Here is a 23,845-nt window from a genome sequence, read left to right as displayed (position 1 = left end):
GTCAGGCCTGGCGCTGCAGCTTGATGTACAGCTGCTCGACCTTCTCGCGGGCCCATGGGGTCTTGCGCAAAAAGGTAAGGCTCGACTTGACCGTCGGGTTGCTCTTGAAGCAGCGCACATCGATGCGCTCGGCCAGCCCCTGCCATTGATAGTGGGCGACCAGCTCGGTCAGGATCTGCTCGAGGGTCTTGCCGTGCAACGCGTTGTGTTGGGCAGTGCTCATGCCAAGGCTCCGGTACAAAGATGCGCACCTTACACCAGTGCAGGCATCGTCGCGCACCCTGCGCTGGACAAATAAGGCTGGCGGCGTGGGACACGGCTGTGCTGAAATAGAGATGTTATATTGTAACAATTAACATCTCTGCCAAGGATCGCTACAGCTCATGGTGCACTCACCGCTTCGCCTGTCTCCGCTCGCACTCGCACTTTGCATGGTCACCTCCTACAGCCAGGGGGTTGAACTTTCGCCCCAGGTCATCACTGCCAACCCGTTGGGCAGCGCCCAGTTGGCCAGCCCCAGCACGGTGCTGGAAGGCCCCGACCTGCTGCAACAACAGCACAGCAGCCTGGGGGAAACCCTGAACCGACAGCCAGGTGTGGCCTCCACCTGGTTCGGGCCAGGGGCCAGCCGCCCGATCATCCGGGGCCTGGACGGGGATCGCATTCGCCTGTTGCGCAATGGCGTCGGCGCGTTGGACGCCTCGTCGTTGTCCTACGACCACGCCGTGCCCCTTGACCCCGTCACCGTCGAACGCATCGAGATCGTCCGGGGCCCCGCTGCCCTGCTATATGGTGGCAATGCCATTGGTGGCGTGGTGAACACGTTCGACAACCGCATTCCCGATACCCCTATCGACGGCATCCAGGGAGCCGGCGAGTTGCGCTACGGTGGCGCCGACACCACACGCAGCAGTGCCGGCAAGCTGGAGGCCGGCAACGGCGCCTTCGCCCTGCACGTGGATGCCAATGCCCGTCAGTACAATGACTTGCGCATCCCAGGCTTTGCTCGCAGCGCCCAGGTACGCGATGCCGACGCCCCAGGCAGCAAGCATCGCCTGGAAAACAGCGACGGTCGCCAGGACGGCGGCGCGCTGGGCGGTGCTTACCACTGGGACCACGGTTATGCTGGCCTGTCCTACAGCCGTTATGACAGTAACTACGGTTCGGTGGCCGAGCCCGGCGTTCGGCTGGACATGGAGCAGGACCACTATGCTTTCGCCTCGCAGTTTCGCGACCTGGACGGCCCGTTCAGTTCGGTGAAGCTCGATGCCGGGTATACCGATTACCAGCACCGTGAAATCGAGGAAGGCGAAGTCCATACCACGTTCAAGAACAAGGGCTACGAGGCCCGTGTCGAGGCCCGCCACCAACCCCTGGGTCCCGTCGAAGGCGTGCTGGGTGCGCAGCTCAGCCGCAACGAATTCTCAGCCCTGGGCGAAGAAGCGTTCGTGCCGCATACCGATACCGACACCCTTGCACTGTTCCTGCTGGAGCAATGGCACGCCACTGATCGGTTGGACTTGAGCCTCGGGGCTCGGATGGAACACACCCGCGTCGACCCGGACGGCAAGGGTAACGCGCAGTTTGCAGACGCCGACAGCGCCAGTAGCTTCAATGCCTTTAGCCTGTCGTCGGGTGCCGTGTATCAACTTGACTCGATCTGGTCGCTCGCCGCCAACCTGGGCTACACCGAGCGGGCGCCCACCTTTTATGAGCTCTATGCCAACGGCGCGCATGTGGCCACCGGTGCCTATGAAGTGGGCGATGCCAGCCTGAGCAAGGAAAAGGCGGTCTCGGGGGACTTGGCACTGCGCTTTGACAACGGCACGCACAAAGGCAGCGTGGGCGTTTTCTACAGCCATTTTCGCAACTATATCGGCCTGATCGGCACCGGCAACCTGCGCGAAGGTCACGATCATGAGCATGAAGGCGAAGACCATGATCATGACCACGACCATGACGGCATTCCCGAATACCAGTACCAAGGTGTTCGAGCCCGCTTCTACGGCATCGAAGCGCAAGACCGGTGGCAGCTGGCGCAGAACCGCTATGGCAGCTTTGCGCTTGAGCTATCGGGTGACTATACCCGTGCCAAGAACCTCGATTCCGGCGAGCCCCTGCCACGAATCGCGCCGTTGCGCCTGAACAGCGGGCTGGTCTGGGAGCTTGACCGCTGGCAGGCGCGGGTGGACGTTGAGCACGCCGCCGCTCAACACCGCAAGCCGGCCAATGAAACCCGCACCGATGGCTATACCACCCTGGGCGCCAGCGTGGGGTATCGGTTCGACGTGGGCCACAGCCAGTGGCTGGCGTTCGTGCGTGGCGAGAACCTGACGGATCAGACGGTGCGTTACGCCAGCTCGATCCTGCGCGATATCGCACCTGCGCCGGGACGAAGCGTGGAAGTCGGCCTGCGCACCACCTTCTGAGGTAGCCCGCTCGCCATGACGGGACACATGGGGCGTCATCCGCCCCATTCAGCCGCACTGTTACCCAAGGGGTAACAATGCACTGCGACATTTTGTCTTTTTTTCCCGCGCTTTACCCTATATCCTCCCCGCCCCAAGCTGAATCGCTTCACCCAACCCCCTTTTTCGTCAACCCATTGCCAGGGCTGCCTGTCGATGCGCTTGCCGTTTTTCCAACAACCAGAAGATAGCGCTACCTCATGCTTCAACTGCCAAAATCCTGCTACCTCGGCCTCGCCCTGGCGACCCTGGCCAACGCGGCCCATGCCAACGAGCCATTTGCCAGTGACTCTCCCTGGATGTTCGGTGACTGGGCCGGGCACCGTACCGCCTTGCTTGACCAGGGTTACGACTTCACCTTGGGCTACACAGGCGAAATGGGTAGCAACCTGCGCGGTGGCTACGACCACGACCGCACTGCCCGCTACAGTGATCAGTTCACCTTCGGCAGCCACATGGACCTGGAAAAGATCTTCGGCTGGCACGACGCCGAATTCCAGCTCACGGTCACCGAGCGCCACGGCCAGAACATCAGCAACGACCGCATCAATGACCCCCGCGTGGGTGGCTTTACCTCGGCGCAGGAAGTATGGGGCCGCGGCCAGACTTGGCGCCTGACGCAGCTGTGGGTCAAGCAGAACTATTTCGACGGCGCGCTGGACGTCAAGTTTGGCCGCTTTGGCGAAGGCGAAGACTTTAACAGCTTCCCCTGCGACTTCCAGAACCTGGCCTTCTGTGGCTCTCAGGTGGGCAACTGGGTAGGCGGCATCTGGTACAACTGGCCCGTCAGCCAGTGGGCCTTGCGCGTGCGTTACAACCTCAGCGACAGCCTCTTCGCCCAGGTTGGCGTATTCGAGCAGAACCCGTCCAACCTGGAGTCGGGCAACGGCTTCAAGCTCAGCGGCAGCGGCACCCAGGGCGCGGTCATGCCAATCGAACTGGTGTGGAGCCCGCGCATCAAAGGCATGAAGGGGGAATATCGCGCCGGGTACTACTACAGTAATGCCAAGGCAAGCGATGTACTCAAGGACAACGACGGACAGTCGGCAGCGATCAGCGGTGCCGCCTACCGCAGCAGCTCAAGCAAGCACGGCGTGTGGCTGGGCGCCCAGCAGCAGGTGACTGCGCTGGCATCGGACGCCTCGCGTGGCTTGAGCGTATTCGCCAACGCCACGATGCATGACAAGAAAACCAATGCCATCGACAACTATGTGCAGGCTGGACTGGTATTCAAAGGGCCGTTCGACAGACGGGCCAAGGACGACATCGGCCTTGCAATCGCCCGTGTACATGTCAACCCGGCCTATCGCAAGAATGCTCGGCTGGCCAACCAGGCCGCGGGGCTTTACGACTATGACAACCCAAGCTTCTTGCCCGTACAGGACACCGAATACAGCGCCGAGCTGTATTACGGCATCCACTTGGCCGACTGGCTCACGGTACGACCTAACCTGCAATACATCCGCCACCCCGGAGGCGTGTCGCAGGTCGACAACGCCCTGGTCGGCGGCTTGAAGATTCAAAGCACTTTCTAAAAACACATATCAAACGGAGAACATGCGATGAGCACTGAAGGTGCCAAAACGGGAAGCCGCTGGCTCCCCCGCCTGATCGGCGTCCTGCTGTTATTGATGGGGCTGGGACTGCTTGCCGGCGGCATCAAGTTGAGTCAGGTGGGCGGGTCGCTGTATTACCTGATCGCCGGCATCGGGTTTGCCGTGTCTGGCGCCCTGCTGCTGGCCCAGCGCCGTATCGGCCTGGGTGTCTACGCCGTCGTATTGTTGGGCAGTACGGTCTGGGCACTGCTCGAAGTGGGCCTGGACTGGTGGCAACTGGTGCCGCGCCTGGCCCTCTGGTTCGCCATCGGCGTGGTGCTGTTGCTGCCCTGGTCGCGCCGCCCGTTGATCGGGCCAGCCAGCAAAGCCAACACGGCGCTGCTCACCGTTGCCGTGGTGGCTTCGGGTGCCTGCGCCGTCGCCAGTCAGTTCACCCACCCCGGTGAGGTGTATGGCGAACTGGGTCGCGACACCAGCGAAATGGCCAGCACCGCCCCGGCCATGCCCGACGGCGAGTGGCATGCCTACGGCCGCACCGAGCACGGCGACCGTTACTCACCGCTGCGCCAGATCACCGCGCAAAACGCCCACCGCCTTGAAGAGGCCTGGCGTATCCGCACCGGCGATTTGCCCAGTGACAACGACCCGGTGGAACTGACCAACGAAAACACGCCGCTCAAGGCCAACGGCATGCTCTATGCCTGCACCGCGCACAGCCGCGTGCTGGCCTTGGATCCGGATACCGGTGCTGAAATCTGGCGCTACGACCCGCAGATCAAGAGCCCGGTAGGCACCTTCAAGGGTTTCGCCCACATGACTTGCCGTGGCGTTTCGTACTATGACGAAAACCGCTACGTAAGCCGTGACGGTAGCCCTGCGCCTACTATCAGCGAGGCTGGCAAGGCCGTGGCTCAGGCCTGCCCGCGCCGTCTTTATCTGCCAACTGCCGACGCACGCCTGATCGCCATCAATGCCGACAACGGCAAGGTCTGCGAAGGCTTTGCCAACCAGGGCAGCGTCGACCTGACCACCGGCCTTGGGCCATTCACGCCAGGTGGCTACTACTCCACGTCGCCTGTGGCCATCACTCGCGACCTGGTAATCATTGGCGGTCACGTGACCGACAACGAATCGACCAGCGAGCCGTCCGGCGTGATCCGCGCCTACGACGTACACGACGGCCGCCTGGTGTGGAACTGGGACAGCAACAACCCCGACGACACCGCGCCACTGGCACCGGGCAAGATGTACAGCCGCAACTCGGCCAACATGTGGTCGATTGCCAGCGTCGACGAAGACCTGGGCATGATCTACCTGCCGCTGGGCAACCAGACGCCGGACCAATGGGGTGCTGACCGTACGCCAGGCGCCGAGAAATACAGCGCCGGTGTGGTCGCACTGGACCTGGCAACCGGCAAGGCACGCTGGAACTACCAGTTCACCCACCATGACCTGTGGGACATGGACGTGGGCAGCCAGCCTACCCTGGTATCCCTGAAGACCGACGATGGCGTCAAGCCAGCGGTCATCGTGCCGACCAAGCAGGGCAGCCTGTACGTGCTGGACCGTCGTGACGGTACGCCGATTGTGCCGATCCGTGAAATCCCGACGCCACAAGGCGCGGTCAAGGGCGATCACACCTCGCCAACCCAGGCCCGTTCGGACCTCAACCTGCTCGGCCCTGAGCTGACCGAACAGGCCATGTGGGGCGCCACGCCGTTCGACCAGATGCTGTGCCGCATCCAGTTTCGCGAACTGCGCTACGAAGGCCAGTACACCCCGCCGTCCGAGCAGGGCTCGCTGATCTACCCAGGCAACGTAGGTGTGTTCAACTGGGGCAGTGTCTCGGTCGACCCGGTGCGCCAACTGCTGTTCACATCGCCCAACTACATGGCGTTCGTCTCCAAGATGATCCCCCGTGAGCAGGTTGCCGACGGTAGCAAGCGTGAGAGCGAGACCAGCGGCGTGCAACCGAACACCGGCGCACCTTACGCAGTGACCATGCACCCGTTCATGTCGCCGCTGGGCGTGCCGTGCCAGGCGCCTGCCTGGGGCTATGTAGCCGCCATCGACCTGTTCACCAACAAGGTGGTCTGGAAGCACAAGAACGGCACCACCCGCGACAGCACGCCCGTGCCGATCGGCCTGCCGGTTGGCGTACCTAGCATGGGCGGCTCGATCGTCACCGCCGGCGGCGTAGGCTTCCTGAGCGGCACGCTGGACCAGTACCTGCGCGCCTATGACGTCAACAACGGCAAGGAATTGTGGAAAGCCCGCCTGCCAGCAGGCGGCCAGGCCACGCCAATGACCTACACCGGCAAGGACGGCAAGCAGTACGTGCTGATCGTGGCCGGCGGTCACGGCTCGCTGGGCACCAAGATGGGCGACTACATCATCGCCTACAAACTCGCCGAGTAACCGGCACGGTGTCACCCAAAGCGGAGCCTGACGGGCTCCGCTTTTTCATGCCCGCGCGCCACTGCCCGGCAGCGGCTTGAAACCCTTCCTGCCTTGCCCCATCTAAGCACCATAGTCATTCACGCAGGTGCCCCATGAGCGACCAGCAGGATTACCCTGAACACGCCGACGATTCCAACGAAGTCGAACACACCAGTAGCCAGCCGATTACCGGCCATGCCTTGGCCCTGCCTGGACAGCAACTGCCGGACAAGGTCTATGTGATCCCCATTCACAACCGCCCATTCTTCCCGGCACAGGTACTGCCGGTCATCGTCAACGAAGAGCCGTGGGCCGAGACGCTGGACTTGGTGGCCAAGTCTCCCGACCACTGCCTGGCGCTGTTCTTCATGGACACGCCGCCTGAAGATCACCGCCATTTCGACACCAAGGCCCTCCCGGAGTACGGCACCCTGGTCAAGGTGCACCATGCCAGCCGGGAAAACGGCAAGTTGCAGTTCGTGGCCCAGGGCTTGACGCGGGTACGTATTCGGACCTGGCTCAAGCACCATCGTCCGCCCTACCTGGTTGAAGTCGATTACCCGCGCCAACCGGCCGACCCCACCGACGAGGTCAAAGCCTATGGCATGGCCCTGATCAACGCGATCAAGGAGCTGCTGCCCCTCAACCCGCTGTACAGCGAAGAGTTGAAGAACTACCTCAACCGCTTCAGCCCCAACGACCCCTCCCCGCTGACCGACTTCGCCGCCGCACTGACCTCGGCGACCGGCAGTCAGCTTCAGGAGGTGCTCGACTGCGTGCCCATGCTCAAGCGCATGGAAAAAGTGCTGCCCATGCTACGCAAGGAAGTCGAAGTCGCTCGCCTGCAAAATGAAATTTCCGCCGAGGTGAACCGGCAGATTGGCGAGCATCAGCGCGAATTCTTCCTCAAGGAACAACTGAAGGTCATCCAGCAGGAACTGGGGTTGACCAAGGATGATCGCAGCGCGGATCTGGAGCAGTTCGAGCAGCGGCTCGAAGGCAAGACCCTGCCGGATCAGGCACGCAAGCGCATCGATGAAGAGATGGGCAAGCTGGCGATCCTGGAAACAGGTTCGCCCGAATACGCGGTGACCCGGAACTACCTGGACTGGGCGACAGCCCTGCCCTGGGGTATCTACGGCGATGACAAGCTCGACCTCAAGCACGCTCGCAAGCTGCTCGACCAGCATCATGCGGGACTGGACGATATCAAGGAACGGATCCTCGAGTTTCTGGCCGTTGGGGCATGGAAAGGCGAGATCAGTGGCTCGATTGTGCTGCTGGTAGGCCCGCCAGGGGTGGGCAAGACCAGCGTAGGCAAGTCCATTGCCGAATCGTTGGGCCGCCCATTCTATCGCTTCAGCGTGGGCGGCATGCGCGACGAAGCCGAGATCAAGGGGCATCGCCGCACCTACATCGGGGCCCAGCCCGGCAAGCTGGTACAAGCCCTGAAGGATGTGGAGGTGATGAACCCGGTCATCATGCTCGACGAAATCGACAAGATGGGACAAAGCTACCAGGGCGACCCGGCCTCGGCGCTATTGGAAACCCTGGACCCCGAGCAGAACGTCGACTTCCTCGATCACTACCTGGACCTGCGCCTGGACCTGTCCAAAGTGCTGTTCGTGTGCACCGCCAATACCCTGGACTCGATCCCCGGCCCACTGCTGGATCGCATGGAGGTCATTCGCCTGTCCGGGTACATCACCGAAGAAAAACTGGCCATCGCCAAACGCCACCTCTGGCCCAAGCAACTGGCCAAGGCGGGTGTGGCCAAAACCAGCCTGAGCATCACCGACAGCGCCTTGCGCCTGGTGATCGAAGGCTATGCCCGGGAAGCCGGTGTACGACAGCTGGAGAAACAGCTGGGCAAACTGGTGCGCAAGGCCGTGGTGAAGCTGCTTGAAGACCCCACCGCCAAGCTCAAGATCGGACCAAAGGATCTTGAAGGTGCACTGGGCATGCCGGTGTTCCGCAGCGAGCAGGTGCTGGCGGGCAAGGGTGTGATCACGGGCCTTGCCTGGACCAGCATGGGCGGTGCGACCCTGCCGATCGAAGCGACGCGCATCCACACGCTCAACCGCGGTTTCAAACTGACCGGCAAGCTCGGCGACGTCATGAAGGAATCGGCTGAAATCGCATACAGCTATGTCAGCTCCAACCTCAAGCAGTTTGGCGGCGACCCGGCGTTCTTCAACGAAGCGTTCATTCACCTGCATGTGCCGGAGGGCGCCACGCCGAAGGACGGTCCGAGCGCCGGCATCACCATGGCCAGCGCGCTGCTGTCCTTGGCAAGGGATCAGGCACCGAAGAAAGGCGTGGCCATGACCGGCGAGCTGACCTTGACCGGGCAGGTGCTACCCATCGGTGGGGTGCGTGAAAAGGTCATCGCGGCCCGTCGGCAGAAGATCCACGAGCTGATCCTGCCCGAACCCAATCGCGGCGATTTCGAGGAGCTACCCGAATACCTGCGTGAAGGGTTGACGGTGCATTTCGCCAAGCGCTTTGCGGATGTGGCGAAAGTGCTTTTCTAAAGCCCAGGACCAGGGGCTGTGCTACAGCCCCTGGTTCATTCGTACCTCGGTATGACTGCCGTGGCGCTTAATCGGTTATTCTCGGGCAGTCGACAACCCGTGGAGCCCCTATGTCCACCTCACGCCTTCTTGCCCCGTTGGGGCTGACCCTGCTAACCGCCTGCGCCCAGCATGGGTTCGAGCCCGTCACCCTGGATGCTGACAGTGAGTGCCCGGTCTACCTTGAAAAAAGGCAGGTGTTGAACTTGACCCTGCCCAGCAACCCTTCCACTGGCTACCGCTGGCGCGTGGAAGCCGCAGCCACGCCTGTGCTCGTCAGTCTCGGGCCTGAGGTCTACAGCGCGCCTGATCAGGAGGATGTGGTCGGCAACGAAGGCCTCTCGACGTGGCGCTATCAGGCCGATCAACCCGGCAAGGCAGCGTTGAAGCTGGTCTACCAGCAGCCCTGGGCTACACAGGTAGCGCCTGTGCAAACCTTCGATTGCACTGTCGTCGTGCGCTAACGCTCTGCGCTGACGTACTTGGGCGTGCCTGCTCATACATACGGATGGTTCAGGCCAATCGGCGCCAAGCTGGCATGGCAAGATCAACCGCCATTCGATAAAATGCGCGCCCCGTTTTACCCAGCCCCGAGCCCGCCGTGACCACAGATCCCGATCGTCTTTTCGCCCAACCGTTGGCGCAGGTCCCTGACTTCGTTTTCAACGAGGATGTGGTGCGCGTGTTCCCGGACATGATCAAGCGCTCCGTGCCGGGCTACCCCACCATTGTCGAAAATGTGGGCGTACTGGCCGCACGCTTCGCCAAGCCCGGTACGGCGCTGTATGACCTGGGCGCCTCGCTCGGTGCGGTAACGCAGGCCTTGCGCCGGCACGTGCGCGGGGAAGGTTGCCGAGTCATCGCCGTGGACAATTCCGCTGCCATGGTCGAGCGCTGCCGTGAATACCTCGCGGCCCAGGACTCGATGTTCCAGGAGTTGTTGCCTGTCGAGGTGCTGGAAGCGGACATCCTCAACCTGGCGTTCGAACCGGCCTCGGTGGTAGCGATGAACTTCACCCTGCAGTTCATCGCACCTCCACAGCGCCTGGCGCTATTGACGCGCATCCGCCAGTCACTGCTGCCCGGCGGTGCCCTGATTCTTTCGGAAAAGCTGTGCTTTGCCGACACCACCGCGCAGGCACTGCTCAATGACCTGCACCTGGACTTCAAGCGTGCCAACGGCTACAGCGAACTGGAAATTGCCCAGAAGCGCAGCGCCATCGATAACGTGATGAAGCCCGACACCCTGGAAACCCACCGCCAGCGCCTGCTCGATGCAGGGTTCTCGACCGTGGTGCCCTGGTTCCAATGCCTAAACTTTGCCTCGTTGATAGCCCTACCATGATCGACCTTTCACCTCTAGTACGCCGCCTGGCGGGCACCCCCCTGGCTGCATGGTCGCAAGGCCTGCAGGCGCAGCTCGATACCAAGCTGGAAAAAGGTCATGGCGACCTGGACCGCTGGCGTGGTGCGCTGGACGCGCTTCCGGCGCTGCAACCGAGCGAAATCGACCTGGTAAATGGATTGCGCCTGGACTGCGACTGCGATGACGCCAGCCGCGTGCAGATGCGCCAGGCATTGATGGGGCTGTCGCCCTGGCGCAAGGGCCCCTTCCATCTGTTTGGCGTGCACGTCGATACCGAATGGCGCTCGGACTGGAAGTGGTCGCGCGTCGCACCGCACCTGGACCTCAAGGGCAAGCGGGTACTGGATGTTGGCTGCGGTAATGGCTATTACCAGTGGCGCATGCTAGGCGCCGGCGCCGACATGGTCATCGGGGTCGACCCGAACTGGTTGTTCTTCTGTCAGTTCCAGGCGGTGCAACGGTACTTGCCGGACCTGCCCGCCTGGCACCTCCCCTTCGCCCTGGAAGACCTGCCTTCCAGCCTCGAAGGCTTCGACACGGTGTTTTCGATGGGGGTGTTTTATCACCGTCGCTCGCCTATCGAGCACCTGCTGGCGCTCAAGGACTGCCTGGTAAAGGGCGGCGAGCTGGTGTTGGAAACATTGGTGATCGAAGGCGACACACAACAGGTGCTGGTGCCCGAGGACCGTTACGCGCAGATGCGCAACGTGTGGTTCCTGCCCTCGGTCCCAGCCTTGGAGCGCTGGCTGCGCCGGGCTGGGTTCAGCGATGTGCGCTGCGTGGATGTCAGTGTCACGAGCCTGGAAGAACAGCGCAGCACCGAATGGATGCGCTATCAGTCGCTCAGCGATTTCCTCGACCCCAGCGATTCAGGCAAAACCATCGAGGGTTTGCCTGCCCCCCGTCGCGCCACGCTGGTGGCGCGCAAGTAACCATTGGCTCAACGCGAGGCCGCGAGGATCAACGCCTTCATTTCTGAAACGGCGGCCTTGAAGCCCACGAACAATGCGTGGGCGACCAGTGCGTGGCCGATGTTCAGTTCGTTGATGCCCTTGATGGCCGCCACGGCCTCGACGTTATGGTAGTGCAGACCGTGACCGGCATTGACGATCAGGCCCTGCCCGACGCCAAACGCCACGCCATCGACAATGCGCTTGAGCTCCTCAGCCACTTCGGTAGGTGACTGCGCGTCGGCATAACGGCCGGTGTGCAGCTCGATGGCCGGCGCGCCTACCCGGTGCGAGGCCTCGATCTGGCGCTCGTCGGCATCGATGAACAGCGACACCTCTGCGCCGATCCGCGACAGGCGCTCGACGGCCGCCTTGATCCGCGCTTCCTGGCCTGCCACATCCAACCCACCTTCTGTGGTGAGCTCCTGACGTGTTTCAGGTACCAGGCAGATGTGCGCAGGGCGGACCTTTTCGGCAAAGGCCATCATCTCTTCGGTGACGCCCATTTCGAAGTTCATGCGCGTCTGCAACACATCCTTGAGCAGCAGCACGTCGCGCTCCTGGATGTGGCGGCGATCCTCGCGCAGGTGCACGGTGATGCCGTCGGCACCCGCCTCTTCAGCATCCAGCGCCGCCTTGACAGGGTCTGGGTAGCGTGTACCCCGGGCCTGGCGCAGGGTGGCCACATGGTCGATGTTCACGCCGAGAAGCATGCGGTTGCTGTGAGTCACGAAAGGCTCTCCTTGGATTGAGCCCTACAGCATACGTCGTGATCAGCGCTTGCGAAACAGTTCGCGGCTGACCAGCGGCTTGCCGCCCAGATGAACGGCCAAGGCCTGGCGCATCAGGCGCTTGGCAGCCAGCAAAGCACCTGGCGTTTCCCAGTCGGCCTCGGCCAAAGCCAGCAACTCGGTGCCACCGAACAGCCCAGGCTGGGACAGTTCGACCCGCTCCAGCCCAGCGTCCACGCGCAGGCGGTACCGCCCTTCGGCGGCAATGGGCTGCTCATTGACATCCCTGTGCAGCGAGAAGGCGTAACCTAGCTCATCGAGCAGCCGCCATTCGAATGCCCGCAACAGCGGCTCAAGCGGACGGCCGGCGAGTAGGGCTTGCAAGGTTTGTGCGTAATGATCGAACAATCCAGGCGAAGGTACCTCTGCCGGGAGCAGGCGCATGAGCAACTCATTGAGGTACAAACCGCTGAAGACAGCGTCCCCGTGCAGCCAGGGTGCCATGCCGACCGTTTCCAGCCTGCCAACGTTCTTCAGCTCCCCTCGCCCGCGCAGCTCAAGCTCCAGTGGCACGAAGGGGCGCACAAGGCTGCCACCCTTGCCACGCGCGCGGCGCAATACGGCACGTACGCGCCCCTGGGGGGTGAAGAAGTCCACAAGCGCGCTGGTTTCTTTATAGGCGCGGCTGTGCAGCACATAGGCTGGCTGACCGACAGGTTGTTCCATGAAATTCACCAGCCCGCGTGAGGCAGACGCTGGCGAGAACGCCCCGATTCCGGGGCGCACTCGCATCAGGCCGCGTGAGCCTTAGAGGTCGCCGTAACCCAGCGAGCGCAGGGCGCGCTCGTCATCGGACCAGCCGCCTTTGACCTTGACCCACAGGTTGAGCATCACCTTGGCGTCGAACAGCACTTCCATGTCCTTGCGCGCATCGGAACCGATGCGCTTGATGCGCTCACCCTTGTCGCCGATGATGATTTTCTTCTGCCCGTCGCGTTCGACCAGGATCAGTGCATGGATATGCAACACATGCCCTTGCTGCTTGAACTCCTCGATCTCGACCGTGATCTGGTAAGGCAGCTCGGCGCCCAGTTGGCGCATGATCTTTTCGCGCACCAGCTCGGCAGCCAGAAAGCGGCTGCTGCGATCGGTGATCTGATCTTCCGGGAAGAAATGCTCGTTTTCCGGCAGGTGCTTGGCAATCAGCGCTTCGAGCGACTCGAGGTTGTGGCCCTGCTGTGCGGAAATGGGCACGATCTCGGCATTGGGCAGCTGGCCTTGCAGCCACTGAAGGTGCGGAATGAGCTCGGCCTTTTCATCCATGCGGTCAGTCTTGTTCACCGCCAGGATCACCGGGCCGGTCACATACTGGACGCGCTCGAGCACCAACTGGTCCTCATCCGTCCAGCGGGTGCGGTCCACCACGAAGATCACCACGTCGACGTCCTTCAAGGCCGCCGAGGCGTTGCGATTCATGTAGCGGTTCAGGGCCTTGTCGTTGGCTTTGTGCATGCCGGGGGTATCGACGTAGATGGCCTGCACCTGGCCCTCGGTCTTGATGCCGAGCATGTTGTGGCGCGTGGTCTGTGGCTTGCGCGAAGTGATGGCCAGCTTCTGACCGAGGATGTGGTTCAACAGGGTGGACTTGCCGACGTTGGGGCGACCGACAATGGCGACGTAGCCGCAACGGGTGGTGGTGTTCTCAGTCATTGCCATTCTCCACGCCCAGGGCGATCAATGCGGACGCAGCGGCTACCTGCTCGGCGATACGCCGGCTGACACCCTGACCACGACTCTTGTTGTTCAGCAGCACCACTTCGCATTCGACGAAGAACGTACGGCAGTGAGGTTCGCCCTGGATATCCACCACTTCGTAACGCGGCAGCTCGCAACTGCGCGATTGCAGGAACTCCTGCAGGCGCGTTTTAGGATCTTTGTTGGTATCGACCAGGGTCAACCCTTCGAACTCGTTGGCCAGCCAGGCAAGCACGCGTTCGCGGGCCGTGTCCATGTCGGCGTCCAGGTAGATGGCCCCGATCAAGGCCTCCAGCGCATCGGCCAGAATGGACTCGCGGCGAAAGCCCCCGCTTTTGAGCTCGCCGGAACCCAGGCGCAGGTATTCGCCCAGGTCGAACCCCCGGGCCAGACGGGCCAGGGTCTCGCCCTTGACCAGGCGGGCGCGCAGCCGTGACAGCTGCCCTTCACGGGCCTGGGGGAAGCGCTCGAACAGCGCCTCGCCGGCGACGAAGTTGAGAATGGCGTCACCGAGGAATTCCAGACGCTCGTTGTTGCGCCCGGCATAGCTTCGGTGGGTCAACGCCAGGAGCATCTGGTCCTGGTCCTTGAAGGTGTAACCGAGCTTTCGCTCCAGGCGGGTAAGGGAAGCAGTCATGCGGCCACCCGATCGTTGTTAAACGCGTTGTTCAAATCAGCATCCTGAAAGACGGTTTGGCCATGGTCACCGCACGCTGGGCGGCGAATCTCCCATCCCTGAGACACAGCCTATGTCAGAAAAGCATTCGGCGCTGTATGGACAGCGCCGAAGGGTATCAATGGATCAGTCCGACCCGCGACAAGTTAGGCAGGTGGCTGAGTTTCGGCTCAGGCCAGCTCATCCATACGGCGAAGGCCTTGCCGACGATGTTGCGGTCCGGAACCATGCCGTGCAGTTCCTTGGGAATATTGGGGTCATCCCAGTAGCGGCTGTCGTTGGAGTTGTCGCGGTTGTCGCCCATCATGAAGTAATGGCCGGCTGGCACCGTCCATTGCTGGTCCGGCGGCATGCGATAACGGCTCATCTCCTTGCGAATCAGGTGCTCTGCAGCACCGAGCTTCTCCTTGTACAGCTGAGCGCTGCCCAGGGTCCCGGGCTCGGTACCCACCAGTTGCTCGGCGACCCGCTGACCATTGACGAACAACTGCTTGTCGTTGGTGTAGCGGATCTGATCACCGGGCAAGCCGACGACGCGCTTGATGTAGTTGACGTTCGGGTCGCTGGGATAGCGGAACACCATGACGTCGCCGCGCTGCGGGTCGCCCACCTCGATGACCTTCTTGTCGATCACCGGCAGGCGGATGCCATAGGAGAACTTGTTCACCAGGATGAAGTCACCCACTTCCAGCGTGGGTTTCATCGACCCCGACGGAATCTGGAACGGCTCGACCAGGAACGAGCGCAGCACCAGCACGATGAACAGTACCGGGAAGAACGACTTGCCGTATTCGACCAGCAAGGGTTCCTTGTTCAAGCGCTCGACCACCGCCGGTTCCGGCTGGCTGACACTGCCCTGGTAAGTGGCGATCGCCGCACGTCGGCGCGGCGCCAGGAACAAAAGGTCGATCAGGCCCAACAGACCGCACACGAACACGGCAATGACGAGCAACAGCGGGAAATTTAGCGACATAGGACCTAACTATCCAACCTGAGCACGGCGAGGAAGGCTTCTTGTGGAATTTCCACGTTGCCCACCTGTTTCATGCGTTTCTTACCGGCCTTCTGCTTCTCGAGCAGCTTCTTCTTACGGCTGACGTCGCCGCCATAACATTTGGCCAGTACGTTCTTTCTGAGCGCCTTGACAGTGGTACGCGCGATGATCTGGCCACCAATGGCTGCCTGGATCGCCACATCGAACATCTGCCGCGGGATCAGCTCCTTCATCTTCTCGGTCAACGCGCGGCCTTTGTACGCAGCGTTGTCGCGGTGCACGATCAATGCCAGGGCATCGACCTTGTCGCCATTGATCAACACATCCAGCTTGACCAGGTTGGCCGACTGGTAACGATCGAAGTGATAGTCCAGCGAAGCATAGCCACGGCTGGTGGACTTCAAGCGGTCGAAGAAGTCCAGTACCACTTCGTTCATCGGCATGTCGTAGCGCACTTGCACCTGGCTGCCCAGGAACTGCATGTCGCGCTGAACGCCACGCTTCTCGATACACAAGGTGATCACGTTACCCAGGTGTTCTTGCGGCACCAGGATGGTCGCGGTCACGATCGGCTCGCGGAAGTCGGTGACCGACGAGACGTCTGGGAGCTTCGACGGGTTGTCGACGACAATGGTTTCACCCGTCTTGAGTTCCAGCTCGTAGATCACGCTGGGCGCGGTGGTGATCAGGTCCAGGTCGTACTCGCGCTCCAGGCGCTCCTGGATGATCTCCATGTGCAGCATGCCCAGGAACCCGCAGCGGAAGCCAAAGCCCAGGGCGTCGGAGCTTTCGGGCATGTACTGCAGGGACGAATCGTTGAGGGTCAGCTTCTGCAGGGCATCGCGGAAGTCTTCGAAGTCATCGGAACTGACCGGGAACAGGCCGGCGTATACCTGCGGCTGGATCTTCTTGAACCCAGGCAGCACTTCGACTTCCGGAGTGGACGACAGGGTCAGGGTATCGCCAACCGGGGCACCGTGGATGTCCTTGATGCTGGCAATGATGAAGCCTACTTCGCCGGCCTTGAGGTCGGCGGTCTGGGTGTGCTTGGGCGTGAACACGCCCACACTGTCGACCAGGTGCAGCTTGCCGGTGGACTTGACCAGAATCTTGTCGCCTTTCTTGACGCGACCGTGGCGCACGCGCACCAGCGAGACCACCCCCAGGTAGTTATCGAACCAGGAGTCGATGATCAGGGCTTGCAGTGGCGCGTCGATATCGCCAGTCGGGGCGGGAATGGTATGCACCAGGCGCTCGAGCACCTCGTCCACCCCCATGCCGCTCTTGGCACTGCAGGCCACAGCGTCGGTGGCATCGATGCCGATGATCTTCTCGATCTCGTCCTTGACGCGATCGGGATCGGCCTGTGGCAGGTCCATCTTGTTCAGGACCGGCATGACTTCCAGGCCTTGCTCGATGGCCGTGTAGCAGTTGGCGACCGACTGAGCCTCGACGCCCTGACCGGCATCGACCACCAGCAACGCCCCTTCGCACGCCGCCAGCGAGCGCGAGACTTCATAGGTGAAGTCGACGTGGCCGGGGGTATCGATGAAGTTGAGCTGGTAGACCTTGCCGTCCTGGGCCTTGTAGTTGAGCGTGACGCTGTGGGCCTTGATGGTGATCCCGCGTTCGCGCTCCAGGTCCATGGAGTCGAGCACCTGGGCTTCCATTTCGCGCGCTGTCAGGCCACCGCACATTTGAATGAAACGGTCGGCCAGCGTCGACTTGCCATGGTCGATGTGGGCGATGATGGAGAAATTGCGGATATGACTCAAATCACTCACGGGTCAACACTCGGAAAAGGCTGCGAGCCGGACGCCCGCCGAAAAATAGCCGGCAATTGTACCTGAAGCTGCCAGGATGTGGGAGATTCCTCTGTCCGGCCGTCACCTGCAGCTTGGCAGGGAAGTGTCACTGCACATGAAAAAGGGCAGCTGTCGCTGCCCTCCTCCCGTATCCGCCGCGCTTACTCGGCGAGCTTGAAGGTGATGAAGCTGGCGCGCCCCTGGCGCAACACGCGCATGGACACAGAGCGGTTCTTCGGCAGCTCCTTGGCGATCTGCGTGAATTCCTTGGCCGAACCGATGGCCTGGTTGTTCAGGTGACTGATGACGTCACCCGGACGCAGGCCGATCAGCGCGGCCGGACCATCCTGCACTTCCTTGATGACCACGCCGCCCTTCAGTTCCAGGGACTTCTTCTGCTCGGCAGTTAGGTCGGCCACCGAGACGCCCAGGCGATTGCTGCTGCGCTCGACATTGCTGTCGCCGGCACCGGCGCCGATGTCGGCATCGTCGTCTGGCAGTGCGCCAACGCTGACATCGAGGGTCTGACGCTTACCGTTGCGAATGATGTCCAACTTGGCCTTGGCACCATCCTTCAGGCCACCTACCAGGTGCGGCAGGTCGGCCGACATGATGATCGGCTGGCCATTCATGCTCAGGATGACATCACCGACCTGCAGGCCGCCTTTGGCAGCAGGCCCATTTTCAAGCACCTGGGCGACCAGCGCACCGGCCGGCTTGTCCAGGCCGAAGGACTCAGCCAGGTCCTTGTTGACCTCCTGGATGACAACGCCCAGCCAGCCGCGGCTGACCTTGCCGTCCTTCTTCAACTGATTCGAGACGTCGATGGCCACGTCGATCGGGATCGCGAACGACAGGCCCATGAAGCCACCGGAGCGCGTGAAGATCTGCGAGTTGATCCCCACCACTTCGCCGTTCATGTTGAACAGCGGCCCCCCGGAGTTACCCGGGTTGATCGCAACGTCGGTCTGGATGAATGGTACGTAGGTGTCGTTAGGCAGCGTGCGGCCCTTGGCACTGACGATACCTTTGGTCACCGAGTGGTCGAAGCCGAACGGCGAACCGATGGCCAATACCCATTCGCCGACCTTGAGCTTTTCCGAATCCCCCAGCTTGACGGTAGGCAGGTTCTTGCCCTCCACCTTCAGCAGCGCGACGTCGGTGCGCGGGTCGGTACCGACCAGCTTGGCTTGCAGTTCGCTACGATCGGACAGGCGCACGATGATTTCGTCGGCGTCGGCGATTACATGGTTATTGGTCAGCACATAGCCGTCGCTGGAGATGATGAAGCCCGAGCCCAGTGATTGCGCCTCACGCTGGCGATCACCACGCGGCGCACGCGGTTGCTGCGGAAGGTTGCGCTCGAAGAATTCGCGGAACATTGGCGGCAGACCTTCGAGATCCGGCATTTGACCCGCAGCGATGCGACGGTCCGGAAGCTTCTGCTTGGTACTGATGTTGACGACCGCAGGCGAGGCTTGCTCGACCAGTGTCGTGAAATCCGGCAAGGCTTCTTCAGCCTGGACCGTCAGCACTTGCCCGAGCATCAGCACGGCCGCGAAGAACGATAGATAGGGTTTCAAGCGAGGTATTGACATACGGCTCCCGTCACAACGAGCGGTAATTAAAAAACGACCCTGCACAACGCAGCAATGGCCAGACTCCCAGAAGCCTGACCTATAGAAAATTTGCCGTCAGATTGCAAATGACAATGCTTTAATTTCATTTCAAAAAGCCACGCTCTGCACAAGAACGCTCGCCATCAGCCTTCGATCAATGACTCGCCTGGGCATCTTGAGGACGCATCGACAAGGCGATGCGTTCGGCCGTGCCGAGGGGGATCTCGCCAACGACGGTCACCATCATCTGGCCCTTGGGTGTACTCAGACGCCTTGATACCGCCGATGTGGGGCCCAACTGGGTACGCACATCGGCGCCAGCCTCGCCTTTCACAGGCTCGATGAAAACAGAGAACCGCGCCAGACCGTCGTCATACATCAAGGTGCTGACCGGGCCACCCTGCCCAGGTACGCGGCGGATGGTGCTATTGACCACTTCGAACCCCGAAGGCAGCCAATCGGAACGCCACCCAGACACAGCGCCGCCGGCAGGGGCTGCCGCCACCACGGGCTTGCAGGCCGAACTTGGGCGCAGATCGTCGTCGGTTGGCACACGCGCTTCGAGCCGAGTCATCTGGAAGCGCTCCAGCAACTGACCTTTCTCGTTGAGCATCAGCGAGCGCAGCGGCAAGCCCGTTACACGGTCCAGGTGCAGCTCGTAGCCATAGCGGTGCTGATCACGCGGCGAGAGTGACACGACCACCGCGTCCCGGCCTGCAACACGAGATTTGCCGGACACGGACAGGTCATACCAACTCATGAGCTTGAGGGGGTCAAGGCGGCGTGGCGCACTGTCGGGCGGCGCCGAGATACCCTCGGCAAGCCCGCCACTGACACACTGTACCTTGCCATCGACGCGCACGATTTCCTGGGCGGTGCCATCGAGCTGCAGCAGCCGCTCGCTGACCTTGCCCTCTTGGACACGGTGCCATATATCGTGGGTTGAAAAGCTGCCGTTACGTTCGTAAACGAAGGCGCCCAGGTAGCTCTGTCGTTGCTCGGCCTGTGCCAGCTTGTTCAGCCACTCGTTCGCCTCGGGCGAAGAGTTAGCTGCCAATGCTGGCACCGTCATGCAGCTGCCGAGCAGCAGCGACAGGAGAGGTAGCGCGCGCATGAGCCTCCCTAATTAGCGGTTTTCCAGGCTGGCGGCGCGGGCGTAAGGCAATGCGGTTTCAGAACCCTTAAGAGCGGACTCCTGGGCATGTTGACGCAGGTAACCTGGCAGGCGCTGATCCCAGCCAGCCTGGTTCTGCAGCACGCCGTTGGCCATTGGGCCGGTCGGCTGATCGCTGCTCTCGCTGTAGCCGGCCAGTACGGCAGGGCCTTGGGCCTGAGGCACGGTCACACCCTGCTGAACAGGCTGCTGGGCAGCCAGCTGAGCACCGGTGATATCGTCCTGGTTGTACAGGCGCACACCTGCCAGCACGGCGAGGGTAACCGACGCGGCAACGGCCACACGGCTTACGGTGCGCCATGGGCCTTGCTTGGCCTTGGCAGGTACGGCCTCATCGGCCAGTGCCGCGGATACCGCCGAGGCGATGTCCAGGTTAGGCAGCAGCAGCTCCTTGTGCATGGCTGCGCGGGCTACCTGGTAACGCGACCAGGTGGCACGGGTTTCGGCATCGTCGACGGCGTTCAATACCCGACGCAATTCCAGTTGGTCCGCTTCGTTATCCATTACCGCGGACAGCGATTCCTGCAAAGCTTCACGACTCATGGCGGTTCCTCTTTTGGCTGTAGCCGCTGTCTCAGGTTTCCTGCAGCAAAGGCTGCAAGGCTTTGTCAATGGCCTCCCGAGCGCGGAAGATCCGAGAGCGCACGGTACCCACTGGACATTGCATGACGCTGGCAATGTCTTCGTAACTCAGGCCATCGAACTCTCGCAGGGTCAGCGCCGTACGCAAGTCTTCTGGCAGTTGCTGAATGGTGCGATGGACAGTGCCTTCGATCTCATCCCGCAACAACGAGCGCTCCGGGGACTCAAGATCCTTGAGGCCATGATCGCCGTCGTAAAACTCCGCATCCTCAGAGCTCACATCGCTGTCTGGCGGCCGTCTTCCACGGGACACCAGGTAGTTCTTCGCCGTGTTGATGGCGATGCGGTACAGCCACGTGTAAAACGCACTGTCACCGCGGAAATTGCCAAGCGCACGGTACGCCTTGATGAACGCTTCCTGTGCTACGTCCTGGGCTTCGTGGGTGTCATGGACAAACCGCACGATCAACCCGAGAATCTTGTGCTGGTACTTCAGCACCAATAGATCGAAAGCTCGCCTGTCGCCGCGCTGTACGCGCTCGACCAGTTGCTGATCTTCTTCCTGGGTTAGCATGAACACTCCTCGGTGAACTCGAAGGAGTGTTGCAGCGGCCATTGCTCAGGCTTGCAACCATAGACTCGGGCTTTGCGCAAAAGTTCTCCCCTCCAAGCAAGTTTCCTGCAGACCTTGAGCGGCGTGCACGGAAGACGCGGTACGGCAGCAGCCGACAACGTCGATAATCAGGTTACGAATACGCAGGTGAGCCCAATGTCGAGCTACCGCCCTGCGTCGCCGCGGCAAATTGTTGGCGTGCGGGCAGCCTTCATAGGATTTCCAGGCACGCTGGAAAGTTCCCACAATGCCTGCCGTTACCGGGCGAGCGGCATGGAAAAGGGCCACCCGAGGCTGCTATAAAGGCCACCCGGCCAATAAACGATAGTTTCACAATGCCATCGACGCGTGGCTATTGTGCCGTGCCCCTTCCGAAGATTACTAGTGTCCTGACATGAGCCAACAATTCCAACATGATGTCCTGGTTATCGGCAGCGGCGCAGCGGGCCTTAGCCTGGCCCTGAACCTGCCTGCGAATCTGCGCATTGCGGTGCTGAGCAAGGGTGACCTGGCCAGCGGTTCGACCTACTGGGCCCAAGGGGGCGTAGCGGCGGTGCTCGATGGCGCCGATACGATTCAGTCCCATGTGGAGGACACCCTCAATGCCGGCGGCGGCCTGTGCCACGAAGACGCCGTTCGCTTTACCGTTGAGCACAGCCGCGAAGCCATCGAGTGGCTGATCGAGCAAGGCGTGCCGTTCACCCGGGATGAGCCTCACGGCGTCGTCGACGCAGGCTTCGAATTTCATCTAACGCGTGAAGGTGGCCATAGCCACCGGCGCATCATCCATGCCGCCGATGCCACGGGCGCGGCCATCTTCAACACCTTGCTGGCCCAGGCCAGGCAGCGCCCGAACATCGAGCTGCTGGAGCAGCGTGTGGCCGTGGACCTGATCACCGAGCGGCGCTTGGGCTTGGACGGTGAGCGCTGCCTGGGCGCCTATGTGCTGGACCGCAACACGGGCCAGGTGGACACGTTCGGTGCGCGGTTCACGGTGCTGGCCACGGGGGGTGCGGCGAAAGTGTACTTGTACACCAGCAACCCGGATGGCGCGTGCGGCGATGGTATCGCCATGGCCTGGCGGGCCGGCTGCAGGGTTGCGAACCTTGAGTTCAACCAGTTCCACCCTACGTGCCTTTATCACCCGCAGGCCAAGAGCTTTTTGATCACCGAGGCCCTGCGTGGCGAAGGCGCCCTGCTTCGCCTGCCCAACGGCGAGCGCTTCATGCCCCGCTTCGACCCGCGCGAGGAGCTTGCCCCGCGCGACATCGTGGCGCGGGCGATCGACCATGAAATGAAGCGCCTGGGGGTGGACTGTGTCTACCTGGACATCTCGCACAAGCCTGTCGAGTTCATCAAGAGCCACTTCCCCACCGTTTACGAGCGGTGCCTGAGCTTTGGCATCGACATCACGCGCCAGCCAATACCTGTCGTGCCGGCAGCGCATTACACCTGCGGTGGCGTCATGGTGGACGACAGGGGACACACGGATGTGCCGGGGCTGTATGCGATTGGTGAAACCAGCTTCACGGGGCTGCATGGCGCCAATCGCATGGCCAGCAACTCGCTGCTGGAGTGCTTCGTCTACGGCCGGGCGGCGGCGGCCGACATCCAGGCGAACCTCGAAAATGTGGGCATGCCTGAGGCCTTGCCTGGATGGGACGCCAGCCAGGTCACGGACTCGGACGAGGATGTGATCATCGCGCATAACTGGGATGAGCTACGGCGCTTCATGTGGGATTACGTTGGGATCGTGCGGACCAGCAAGCGGTTGCAACGGGCCCAGCATCGCGTGCGGTTGTTGCTCGATGAAATCGATGAGTTCTACAGCAACTACAAGGTCAGTCGGGATTTGATCGAGTTGCGCAATTTGGCGCAGGTGGCGGAGTTGATGATTCGCTCGGCGATGCAGCGCAAGGAGAGCCGTGGGTTGCATTACACGCTGGATTATCCGGCGATGCTTGGTGAGGCCAGGGACACGGTGCTTCAGCCCGATTGAATAGAGGGTACCAGGGACTGCTGAGGCGGTTTCAGGGACTGGCCCTGCAACGTCAAGCGTCCTTGGCTTAATTACATGGGTGCGGCATTGCCGGGGCCGAACAGGTCCCGAAGAGTTCGGCAGCGGTCTAAGGGTTTTAGCTTCGCAGCCCGCATTGTCGGGGCCGCTGCGCGGCGCATCGCGGCACAAGACCGCTCCTACGCGAAATTCGTTGGCTTTTGAGGGCGGTGCAAGACGTATTTCTCCATGCACCATGAAACAGCTTGCCAATGTCTATGAGATGCAAGTTGTGTAGCATTACTAGTTCACACAACCTCTTCTTTTGATAATACTCGTTCATGACATTCAAGCTCGTAGCATCGCCCAGGACAAGATGCTCGATGCGTGTTGCTGCTGTTGATCTTGATCTTGATCTTGATCTTGATCTTGATCTTGATCTTGATCTTGATCTTGATCTTGATCTTGATCTTGATCTTCGCGACTTCAGAAGGCCGAACGCAGGTCTTGCGGAGGGAGGTGACAGGCATGGATGCCTGTCAAGCGCT

19 protein-coding genes are annotated in these 23,845 nt (G+C 61.6%); 8 read left to right on the top strand and 11 right to left on the bottom strand.

Annotated elements, in window-relative coordinates:
• Position 1: 1 nt before the first annotated feature.
• Positions 2-223 carry a VF530 family DNA-binding protein gene (locus FS767_RS14085; RefSeq protein WP_027915371.1) on the bottom strand — a complete coding sequence of 74 codons (222 nt, stop codon included), beginning with the start codon at positions 221-223 and terminating at the stop codon, positions 2-4.
• A gap of 160 nt (positions 224-383) precedes the next feature.
• Here FS767_RS14085 and FS767_RS14080 point away from each other — a divergent pair, with 160 nt between their 5' ends.
• From FS767_RS14080 to cmoB, 7 genes are all read left to right on the top strand, one after another.
• Positions 384-2,429 carry a TonB-dependent receptor gene (locus FS767_RS14080; RefSeq protein ID WP_144966330.1) on the top strand — a complete coding sequence of 682 codons (2,046 nt, stop codon included), beginning with the start codon at positions 384-386 and terminating at the stop codon, positions 2,427-2,429.
• 239 nt (positions 2,430-2,668) lie between these two features.
• The gene (locus FS767_RS14075; RefSeq protein ID WP_144966328.1) at positions 2,669-4,003 is read left to right on the top strand and encodes a carbohydrate porin; all 1,335 of its coding nucleotides are present in this window, start codon (positions 2,669-2,671) and stop codon (positions 4,001-4,003) included.
• 27 nt (positions 4,004-4,030) lie between these two features.
• Positions 4,031-6,442 carry a glucose/quinate/shikimate family membrane-bound PQQ-dependent dehydrogenase gene (locus FS767_RS14070; protein WP_144966326.1) on the top strand — a complete coding sequence of 804 codons (2,412 nt, stop codon included), beginning with the start codon at positions 4,031-4,033 and terminating at the stop codon, positions 6,440-6,442.
• Between the two features lie 134 nt (positions 6,443-6,576).
• Positions 6,577-8,997, top strand: a complete 2,421-nt coding sequence (gene lon, locus FS767_RS14065; RefSeq protein WP_144966324.1) for an endopeptidase La — start codon at positions 6,577-6,579, stop codon at positions 8,995-8,997.
• A gap of 110 nt (positions 8,998-9,107) precedes the next feature.
• Complete coding sequence (locus FS767_RS14060; protein ID WP_144966323.1) at positions 9,108-9,500, top strand: protease inhibitor I42 family protein; 393 nt, start codon at positions 9,108-9,110, stop codon at positions 9,498-9,500.
• 137 nt (positions 9,501-9,637) lie between these two features.
• Positions 9,638-10,381 carry a carboxy-S-adenosyl-L-methionine synthase CmoA gene (gene cmoA / locus FS767_RS14055; RefSeq protein WP_058639311.1) on the top strand — a complete coding sequence of 248 codons (744 nt, stop codon included), beginning with the start codon at positions 9,638-9,640 and terminating at the stop codon, positions 10,379-10,381.
• Positions 10,378-11,334, top strand: a complete 957-nt coding sequence (gene cmoB / locus FS767_RS14050; RefSeq protein ID WP_144966321.1) for a tRNA 5-methoxyuridine(34)/uridine 5-oxyacetic acid(34) synthase CmoB — start codon at positions 10,378-10,380, stop codon at positions 11,332-11,334. The genes cmoA and cmoB overlap by 4 nt, the downstream gene beginning before the upstream one ends.
• Positions 11,335-11,342: 8 nt before the next feature.
• Here the strand turns inward: cmoB and pdxJ are convergent, their stop codons facing one another.
• The 10 genes from pdxJ to rpoE all read right to left on the bottom strand — a co-directional run bounded on the left by pdxJ (position 11,343) and on the right by rpoE (position 21,262).
• Positions 11,343-12,065 (bottom strand): pyridoxine 5'-phosphate synthase, encoded by a 723-nt coding sequence (gene pdxJ, locus FS767_RS14045; RefSeq protein WP_205885257.1) that lies wholly within the window; start codon positions 12,063-12,065, stop codon positions 11,343-11,345.
• Between the two features lie 60 nt (positions 12,066-12,125).
• Positions 12,126-12,809: a DNA repair protein RecO gene (gene recO, locus FS767_RS14040; protein WP_144966317.1), complete on the bottom strand. Its 684-nt coding sequence runs from the start codon at positions 12,807-12,809 to the stop codon at positions 12,126-12,128.
• Positions 12,810-12,890: 81 nt separating this feature from the next.
• Positions 12,891-13,793 (bottom strand): GTPase Era, encoded by a 903-nt coding sequence (gene era, locus FS767_RS14035; protein ID WP_058605208.1) that lies wholly within the window; start codon positions 13,791-13,793, stop codon positions 12,891-12,893.
• The gene (rnc, locus tag FS767_RS14030; protein ID WP_023535270.1) at positions 13,786-14,475 is read right to left on the bottom strand and encodes a ribonuclease III; all 690 of its coding nucleotides are present in this window, start codon (positions 14,473-14,475) and stop codon (positions 13,786-13,788) included. Before rnc ends, era begins: the two co-directional genes overlap by 8 nt.
• 157 nt (positions 14,476-14,632) lie before the next feature.
• A complete protein-coding gene (lepB, locus tag FS767_RS14025; protein WP_023535203.1) occupies positions 14,633-15,487 on the bottom strand; it encodes a signal peptidase I in 855 nt (284 codons plus the stop codon).
• A gap of 5 nt (positions 15,488-15,492) precedes the next feature.
• Positions 15,493-17,292, bottom strand: a complete 1,800-nt coding sequence (lepA, locus tag FS767_RS14020) for a translation elongation factor 4 (RefSeq protein ID WP_023535281.1) — start codon at positions 17,290-17,292, stop codon at positions 15,493-15,495.
• Between the two features lie 182 nt (positions 17,293-17,474).
• The gene (locus FS767_RS14015; protein WP_371921595.1) at positions 17,475-18,860 is read right to left on the bottom strand and encodes a DegQ family serine endoprotease; all 1,386 of its coding nucleotides are present in this window, start codon (positions 18,858-18,860) and stop codon (positions 17,475-17,477) included.
• 226 nt (positions 18,861-19,086) lie between these two features.
• Complete coding sequence (locus FS767_RS14010) at positions 19,087-20,046, bottom strand: MucB/RseB C-terminal domain-containing protein (RefSeq protein WP_144966315.1); 960 nt, start codon at positions 20,044-20,046, stop codon at positions 19,087-19,089.
• A gap of 12 nt (positions 20,047-20,058) precedes the next feature.
• Positions 20,059-20,649 (bottom strand): sigma-E factor negative regulatory protein, encoded by a 591-nt coding sequence (locus FS767_RS14005; RefSeq protein ID WP_023535291.1) that lies wholly within the window; start codon positions 20,647-20,649, stop codon positions 20,059-20,061.
• Positions 20,650-20,680: 31 nt separating this feature from the next.
• Positions 20,681-21,262, bottom strand: coding sequence for an RNA polymerase sigma factor RpoE (gene rpoE, locus FS767_RS14000; RefSeq protein ID WP_003252049.1), 582 nt, complete (start codon positions 21,260-21,262; stop codon positions 20,681-20,683).
• Positions 21,263-21,695: 433 nt separating this feature from the next.
• Between rpoE and nadB the strand changes: the two genes are divergently transcribed.
• Entirely contained in the window at positions 21,696-23,300 is a 1,605-nt protein-coding gene (nadB, locus tag FS767_RS13995; protein ID WP_144966313.1) for an L-aspartate oxidase, read from the top strand.
• Positions 23,301-23,845 lie beyond the last annotated feature (545 nt).

Source organism: Pseudomonas sp. DE0010 (assembly GCF_007680745.1).
In the GTDB taxonomy this organism is placed as follows: domain Bacteria; phylum Pseudomonadota; class Gammaproteobacteria; order Pseudomonadales; family Pseudomonadaceae; genus Aquipseudomonas; species Aquipseudomonas parafulva_B.
This window is presented reverse-complemented; position numbering and strand designations above follow the sequence as displayed.

What these genes read in the sequence shown, in the direction of transcription:
- FS767_RS14085 (WP_027915371.1), bottom strand. Translation starts at nt 223, where the DNA reads ATGAGCACTGCCCAACACAACGCGTTGCACGGCAAGACCCTCGAGCAG.
- FS767_RS14080 (WP_144966330.1), top strand. Translation starts at nt 384, where the DNA reads ATGGTGCACTCACCGCTTCGCCTGTCTCCGCTCGCACTCGCACTTTGC.
- FS767_RS14075 (WP_144966328.1), top strand. Translation starts at nt 2,669, where the DNA reads ATGCTTCAACTGCCAAAATCCTGCTACCTCGGCCTCGCCCTGGCGACC.
- FS767_RS14070 (WP_144966326.1), top strand. Translation starts at nt 4,031, where the DNA reads ATGAGCACTGAAGGTGCCAAAACGGGAAGCCGCTGGCTCCCCCGCCTG.
- lon (WP_144966324.1), top strand. Translation starts at nt 6,577, where the DNA reads ATGAGCGACCAGCAGGATTACCCTGAACACGCCGACGATTCCAACGAA.
- FS767_RS14060 (WP_144966323.1), top strand. Translation starts at nt 9,108, where the DNA reads ATGTCCACCTCACGCCTTCTTGCCCCGTTGGGGCTGACCCTGCTAACC.
- cmoB (WP_144966321.1), top strand. Translation starts at nt 10,378, where the DNA reads ATGATCGACCTTTCACCTCTAGTACGCCGCCTGGCGGGCACCCCCCTG.
- pdxJ (WP_205885257.1), bottom strand. Translation starts at nt 12,065, where the DNA reads ATGCTTCTCGGCGTGAACATCGACCATGTGGCCACCCTGCGCCAGGCC.
- recO (WP_144966317.1), bottom strand. Translation starts at nt 12,809, where the DNA reads ATGGAACAACCTGTCGGTCAGCCAGCCTATGTGCTGCACAGCCGCGCC.
- era (WP_058605208.1), bottom strand. Translation starts at nt 13,793, where the DNA reads ATGACTGAGAACACCACCACCCGTTGCGGCTACGTCGCCATTGTCGGT.
- rnc (WP_023535270.1), bottom strand. Translation starts at nt 14,475, where the DNA reads ATGACTGCTTCCCTTACCCGCCTGGAGCGAAAGCTCGGTTACACCTTC.
- lepB (WP_023535203.1), bottom strand. Translation starts at nt 15,487, where the DNA reads ATGTCGCTAAATTTCCCGCTGTTGCTCGTCATTGCCGTGTTCGTGTGC.
- FS767_RS14015 (WP_371921595.1), bottom strand. Translation starts at nt 18,860, where the DNA reads ATGCTCGGGCAAGTGCTGACGGTCCAGGCTGAAGAAGCCTTGCCGGAT.
- FS767_RS14010 (WP_144966315.1), bottom strand. Translation starts at nt 20,046, where the DNA reads ATGCGCGCGCTACCTCTCCTGTCGCTGCTGCTCGGCAGCTGCATGACG.
- FS767_RS14005 (WP_023535291.1), bottom strand. Translation starts at nt 20,649, where the DNA reads ATGAGTCGTGAAGCTTTGCAGGAATCGCTGTCCGCGGTAATGGATAAC.
- rpoE (WP_003252049.1), bottom strand. Translation starts at nt 21,262, where the DNA reads ATGCTAACCCAGGAAGAAGATCAGCAACTGGTCGAGCGCGTACAGCGC.
- nadB (WP_144966313.1), top strand. Translation starts at nt 21,696, where the DNA reads ATGAGCCAACAATTCCAACATGATGTCCTGGTTATCGGCAGCGGCGCA.